This window comes from Frankia sp. CeTa3Moorea (assembly GCF_978021225.1).
In genome coordinates this window covers 1-6,618 of sequence record NZ_CDXDOR010000124.1, presented here as the reverse complement: position 1 = coordinate 6,618, position 6,618 = coordinate 1, and the positions used below count along the sequence as shown (strand labels likewise).

At 59.9% G+C, this 6,618-nt stretch carries 6 protein-coding genes and 1 pseudogene; all 7 read right to left on the bottom strand.

What is annotated here, in order from left to right; translation table 11 throughout:
• On the bottom strand, positions 1-672 hold a 672-nt coding region (locus tag AC08OV_RS18620; RefSeq protein ID WP_476620030.1), incomplete at its 3' end, for an alpha-ketoacid dehydrogenase subunit beta.
• Positions 672-1,628 (bottom strand): annotated as a pseudogene (locus tag AC08OV_RS18615) (thiamine pyrophosphate-dependent dehydrogenase E1 component subunit alpha). The gene AC08OV_RS18620 and the pseudogene AC08OV_RS18615, both read right to left, overlap by 1 nt.
• 158 nt (positions 1,629-1,786) lie before the next feature.
• A complete protein-coding gene (locus AC08OV_RS18610) occupies positions 1,787-2,290 on the bottom strand; it encodes a class IV adenylate cyclase (protein ID WP_476614297.1) in 504 nt (167 codons plus the stop codon).
• Between the two features lie 5 nt (positions 2,291-2,295).
• Complete coding sequence (locus tag AC08OV_RS18605; RefSeq protein ID WP_476620029.1) at positions 2,296-3,468, bottom strand: cytochrome P450; 1,173 nt, start codon at positions 3,466-3,468, stop codon at positions 2,296-2,298.
• Positions 3,469-3,518: 50 nt separating this feature from the next.
• On the bottom strand, positions 3,519-3,905 hold the full coding sequence (locus AC08OV_RS18600) for a hypothetical protein (protein WP_476614299.1): 387 nt from the start codon (positions 3,903-3,905) through the stop codon (positions 3,519-3,521).
• A 233-nt stretch (positions 3,906-4,138) separates the two neighbouring features.
• Entirely contained in the window at positions 4,139-5,245 is a 1,107-nt protein-coding gene (locus tag AC08OV_RS18595; protein WP_476614300.1) for an aminotransferase class I/II-fold pyridoxal phosphate-dependent enzyme, read from the bottom strand.
• Positions 5,242-6,618: hypothetical protein (locus AC08OV_RS18590; protein ID WP_476620028.1), on the bottom strand; the 1,377-nt coding region annotated here is incomplete at its 5' end. The genes AC08OV_RS18595 and AC08OV_RS18590, both read right to left, overlap by 4 nt.

Below are 6,618 nucleotides of genomic sequence, written 5' to 3'. Positions count from 1 at the left end.
CTGCGCAGCAGCAAGAGCGACTCTGACAGCACCGGCGATCGCAACCACCGTCACGTCAGTCCCCTCACGCTTTATATCCGCCGAGCCAAGTGGAATCACGTAGTCTTCATCCGGGACCGGGCCCCGCATTTCGAACAGCGTAGCGTCCCTGAACAGCAGCACCGGATCGTCCTCACGAATCGCTGCCGTTGTCAGCCCCTTCATGTCGTACGGAGTGCTCGGAGCGACGATCTTCAAGCCCGGACTGTTGGCGAACAGCGCGAACGGACGATCCGCGTGATGGGCGGCTTCCGAATTACCATAGAATACTGGCACAAGCAGCAGTAGCGGTACCTTCGCCTGCCCACTCGACATATAGCGGATCTTCGCCGCCTGATTCACTATCTGATCCATCGCCGAGTACAGAAATGTCGAGCACGCCATATCGATCACCGGACGGAGACCCGTCAATGCTGCCCCCACGCCGACACCGACGGAAGCCGCCTCCGAGATCGGTAGATTCCGAATACGCTCCTTACCGAACTCATCAACAGGGAAACGGCCATACAGGTTGGCCCGCAAATCCTGAGCCATAAAGAACACCGACGGATCGTGGCGCATCTTCTCAGTAATCGCCGCAAGAGTCGCATCGAAATACGTCAGCTGTGTCGTTTCCCGCACCTCAGCGCCCATCACCGGCTCCTGATCGCAATCGGGTTGACGAACACGTCCTCGAACGCCTCACCGGGCTCGGGAAGTGGGCTTTCCTGGGCAAAACGGATAGCTCCCTCCATCTCCCTGGCCACCTCGGCTTCCAGGTGCACAGCATCCTCGCCAGTCAGTACCCCACGGCTACGGAGCTCTTCCCGGAACAACACGATCGGATCCCGCGCCCGCCACTCCTCCACCTCCTCTGGCGAGCGGTAGCGCGGCAAGCTCCCTTGCGAGTCGACGACCTCGACGTGCTCACGGAAGCGCTACGTCTTCGCATCAACCAGGCTCGGCCCGCCTCCGGAACGAGCACGCGCCGCCGCCGCCGAAACCGCCGCATACACCGCCAGCACATCCTGACCATCAACGCAGGCGCCCGGCATCGCATAGGCCGCCGCCCGGTCGGCGACATTCTCCACTGCCATCGCCTCCCGAATTGGGGACGTTACCGCATAACCATTGTTCTCGCAGAGAAAAACCGTCGGCACAGCCCAAATCGCCGCCAGATTCAACGCCTCGTGAAACGGACCAGTGTTCGCAGCGCCATCACCAAAAAAGCTCAAACACACCTGACCTGTCTCGCGCATCTTCGCGCTCAATCCTGCTCCAACCGCAATCGACAAACTCCCACCAACAATCCCCGACTCACCAAGGCTGCCCACCGAGAAATCCGTCAGATGCAACGACCCACCCTTGCCCCGGCAGACCCCTGTTGACTTCCCAAGGAGCTCAGCCATCAACGGACCAAGCTGCGAACCTTTACCGATCAAATGGCCGTGCGACCGATGATAGCCGATCATATAGTCATCGCCGCGAAGAGCCATACACGCCCCAACAGCCGCGGCCTCATGCCCGATCGACGTATGAAGCCATCCAGGAAGCAAACCCTTCGCCTGCAACTCAATAGCACGCTCATCGAAGTGCCGAATACGCAGCATACGCCGCTGCATCTCGATCAAACGCTCACTGCTCAGAGTCGCATCTATAAGAGACTGGCCTATTTTTCCCCGGGCCGATTCCATAACCCCAGTCCTATCTCTGTCTTCTACCGTTATGGCCATGTTCGGATGGGCGAATGAAAGGTTGGCAAATCAAGCTAATGCGACAGACCCAGTAGCAGATCGGCGTAGGACATCGGGATGTCGGGTTCGGCCTCCAAAGCGAGTGATCGTCGGTGTCGCCGATGAATAATATCGGCCTGCATGCCAGGTATAACGGCTGTTTCGAGCTCAACGAACGCGCCTAGTCCGACAACCTCGTCAAGATGAACGATAGTCGAGTCGAGTCTCCATTCCTCCCGGGTCTTGACCACGTCGACCAGCACTCCCAGCAAAGCCCCGAAGACGTTCCTGCACGAATCGGGATCGGTGACGTCGGTTGTGATGTATATGCACCGCCGGTCGGGCCCCTGATGTCGGTGGTATGCGACCAGTTGTGCGGCGTCTACGGACGCCCGAAGTTTGAGCCAACCGACCGGTACCTGGAAGTAGGTATCGCGTTGATGCACGAAGGTATCGAGAGACCCACCCGCGTCGGTCAGCCGCTTCCGAACCTCAGTCAAGCCGGCACATCGGATCTTCGTTTCGAACAGCTCTGGCATGGTCACTAATCCGGTCTGGTGCGTGCGATCTCCAGGCGTACTGGACCGCGTACGAAAAAAGACTGTCCATAGTCGATGGTGGTGACGACGTAGTCAGGAACGAACGACAGCAACTGCTCCAGAGCCAGGCGTGCCTCGACGCGTGCGAGCGGAGCGCCGAGACACAAATGGATTCCATGACCGAATCCGAGATGCCGATTGGGTGAGCGAGTAATATCGAACCGCTCTGGATGGGGGAAGCGGATGGGATCGCGGCCTGCCGCAGCGGTCAAGACCCAGACGGTTTCGCCGGGCAACAGGGAGACCGCACCGATCGCGGTATCCTCGGTCACCGTTCTGGGGTCGAACTGCGCCGGTCCACTGAACCGAATAACCTCCTCCACGGCAGCTCCGGTGAGTGAGCGGTCGGCAAGCAGAGCACGGCGCTGGTCGTGATGCGCGGCGATCAGAACGATCGCGTTGGCGATCAGCTTGGCCGTGGTCTCGGTACTCGCCATAAGGAGTAGTACACAGGCGGCTACGACCTCCGGTCTGGTCAGGGTTCCCGTGCGATGGGCTGCCAGCAGGTGCGCTAGCAGGCTGTCCTCGGCCGGCGCCTCACTGGCCAGTCTGCTGCGGGTATAGTCTGCCAACGCCATCCCCGCGCTCACCGCATTTCGGTAGAGTGCCGCGGCCGTTGGCTCGGTGTCCGCCAACACCGCGGCAACGCTGCCGACGGCCATCTCCTGTGTCCATCGAATGACCTGGCTGCTGTCCGACTCCGGGACGCCCAGCATCCTGCAGGTGACCAGGGCGGCGAGTGGGAACGCCACGCCAGTGAGCACGTCAATGGGTTCCCCGTCGCGTAGTGGCTCCCGCAGAGCGGCGAACACATCCTCGACAGTGGCGCGGACGAGCGGCTCCCAGCGCGCCACGGCGCGTACTGTGAAGCAGTGGCGCAGCACGGAACGTAGCCGGTCGTGGTCAGGTGGATCGCTGCCCAGCACGGTGGCTGCACCGTCGTACCACGGTCCGAATTTCTCATCGGCGAGTACCCGCGAGGAGTAACGGGAGGGATCCCCGAGAATCGCCACTGCGTCATCGTATCCAGTCACCATCCACACGTCGGCCAATCCGTTATAAACACACCTGCCGAGCAACCGGATTCGTTCATAGACCGGAAACGGGTCGGCGACCACCTCCGGCGACATGAAGTTGATGTTCAGTACGGGTGTTCGGGGGGTCGTAGTCACGCCGGGACCTTTCCGAGCAGAATCATGTACTCCAGGTCGATACGAATGCCGTCAGATGTCATCGATGACCTTGTGGTGAGCCGTTCGACCTCGGCGGTGAGCTTGTCCACCTGTGCCGGATCTAGACCACTGCAGGCCGCGATATGGGACGCGGAGTTGGTGAACAAGAACTCTGTGGCAGCCCCAGCGGACGCGAAGTTCCACGGGACGGTCGCGGTGAATGTCATCACGTCGGTGAAGTGTTGTTCGAACCGGGTGATGGCCACTGCTTCGTTGGCCCAGTCGTTGCGCTCCGGAACACCGTCCGGCAGCGGTCGATAAGCCTTGATGATCTCCTCGACCTGGCCAAAGTAGCTTCCAGGCGTGAATCCGGCTAGCCCCACGACACCCCCGGGCCGCAGTACCCGGCGTGCTTCCGCGATAGCGATATCCGGTCACGGCGTCCAGCACAGCCTTGCCGGGTTGAATGTCAGCGCTCTGGCACAGGTGTTCAGCGATCGGCATTACGCGTGTGGCAAGTTTAGCGTAATCTCCTTGCGCCCAGGTCTCGCGAACATAGTCCTTGTATGCGGCGGCGACGGTTTCCCTTATCATCGGATACCTTCCGTGATCGCATTTATTGTATGGCGTCAAAATCCGTCAGCGCCTGGACAACTTGATGCAGCAGGGATACCGGCGCGGCGGTGAACTGAAGTAGTGACGCGAAGCCTACGCAATCTGCATGAGAACGGACAATCACGCCTTTCCTGATGAGATGCTCTTTGAGACAGCGTGCATCGTCCGGTTCGCCGACATCCACGGTGAGAAAGTTGGCGTCACTTGGCAACGGCGAAATGCCTTTCTCCATGCCGGCCACCTGGCCGGCAAGCCACTCGCGCCCGTCGACGATGTCTTTCCGGATCGAGTCGAGCTCCTTCTTGTGGTTACGGCACATTTCAAGTGCCACCCAGGCAGTAACGCCGGACACAGCGCGAGCCCGACCCCATTTGCGGAGGTACTCTACAATCGATGGCGCGCCGATGGCGTAACCCAGACGCATCCCGGCCAGCCCGGCACTCTTGGAAAACGATCCGATCCGTACCACGTTGTCACATCCGCAGAAGTGCCGGGGTCTGCCTTCCCCACGAAAGGCTTGATAACACTCATCGATCACGAGCAGATTTCCATGATGATCGGCCACCGCGGCAAGGGCCATCATGGCCTCTTCGTCGAGGGACCTGCCCAGCATGCCGTGCGGGTCCGTCACGACGAGGACGGTCGACGGCCTGCGGTCCATCGCCCGCATGGCGTCGTCCACCACGAAGGACAGCTCGCCGGGCCGCGGCAGCCAAGGAAGAACGTTGATGCCTCGCAGTTGGGCGTGATACCGGTAGGCCGGATAGGTGGGATCCTGCAGGATCAAGGAGCCTGGTCTGGCGGCACACGCGTCGATGATCACTCCTATCGCGTCGTCGGATCCGGGGAAGATCTCCAATTCCTCAGGAGAGCAGTCCACAACATCGGCCAGTTCGGTGATGAGTTCTGAGTAGATCGGGTATCTGGTCGCGGCCGTCGGCGGAATTTTCTGCAGCACCGTGGCCATCAACGGATCGAGCGCTGGGTGGATCAGTTCGTTGCGCGAGAGGTCCAAAACATTGCGGGGATGGGAGCGCCGTTCAGGAGCGGCCAAGCTGCTTAGCCGCGGGTCGAGGTACCACTGGTCCGACGTCGTGAAACCGGTCATTTCTCGGCCACCGCCTTGTCTGCGAAGTAACTGCCTAGGCAATGGCCGATGAAGCGCTCCACGCATCGACGTTTACGGCGAGCTTCAAGGTCACGGCCCGAAGCAAGCGAGTGCGCTACTTTGACGTCGGTTTCCTCGTGGCAGCGCAAGTAATCTGTCGCATAATGCAGCCCGCTGAATGACACCGATCCGCCAGTGTCGATATTCCACTCGTGTACAGCCAATGCCATCTGTGCCAGCTCGTTGTCTATCGTCCGTGCGCCTAGCAGTCGCGCGACCTCACGCTGGGCGTGATCCTCCTCCAGCACCGTCGGCACCGATATATGGAGGCCACTGTCCAGCGCCGGAACTCGATCGAGAAGCAGGTTCGGCGGCCCGTCCGATATCTGGCGCACCCGTACGCCGGAGAGCAACCCGTATCGCGAGGGCACGAAAAGTCTGTTGTAGATATCCTTCGGTTCGTCGAGCGCCCCCAACTTCCCTACATAAATGATCTCGCGGACACCCAATTTGCAGCATTGCCGCGCCAGCCGGTCACCGATAGATCCCCAGTAACTGAACCGCACCCCCAGCAAGGTGATTCGCCGGCCCCTTGGTCGACTGAAGGTCGAGGCAATATAATACGATGTCTCCTGATGCCCGATACGGTAATAACCAGCATCACTAAGAATTCCGGAAAGCAATTCAATCTTGCCGAATACGACAGTTTCAGCACCGTTGACGAGCGATTCATTAATCCCCGTCCATTCGGCGATTGAATGCTCCGCATCCGGATAATACCACACCCGCAGCAACTGCTCGGTATGGCGAGTGTACCGGTTCATCACGTGTGCGACAAGGCTGGCGTAGTGAATCACGTAGTCACGTCCTGGAGGCACCGCTATACATAGCACCTCCCGGCCGTAAGGATCGTGTGCTTTGAACAGTTCAGGCCACACGCCGTTAAGTATCTTGTCTGGCTGCTGATTCGAGCCGAGCGGCTGTTGCACCCGTCGGCCCAACGCCGTGGCAACCAAAGTGAAATGGGCCAGGTACACACCGTGGACCTCGATGGGCATCCTCCGCGCGACCGCTCCGCGAATCAGCTCGGTCGAAACTCGCTGATCAACGTAAGGATCAAGGTCTTCTGCCATCGTGTGGTCGCTCGGTCGAGCCATGGGTACCCGGTTCGTCGGGTATCTTTCCCGCCGAGAGTAGATGGTGATCAGCGAGGCATCCATCTTTATCTGTTTTATCTGTGCCTCCTGCCAATCCGGTCCCTGCCGGATTGGCAGGAGGACAACCCATTCGGTCCATTCGGTCAGAGCCTGTTTTAGATCTTCTTGTGTGTACGGAGTGCGATGGAAGGCTGGTGTGGATGTTGGTGGGGTTGG

Excerpts from the sequence above, each read along its gene's own strand:
- AC08OV_RS18610 (WP_476614297.1), bottom strand. The coding sequence starts at position 2,290 with ATGCCAGAGCTGTTCGAAACGAAGATCCGATGTGCCGGCTTGACTGAG.
- AC08OV_RS18595 (WP_476614300.1), bottom strand. The coding sequence starts at position 5,245 with ATGACCGGTTTCACGACGTCGGACCAGTGGTACCTCGACCCGCGGCTA.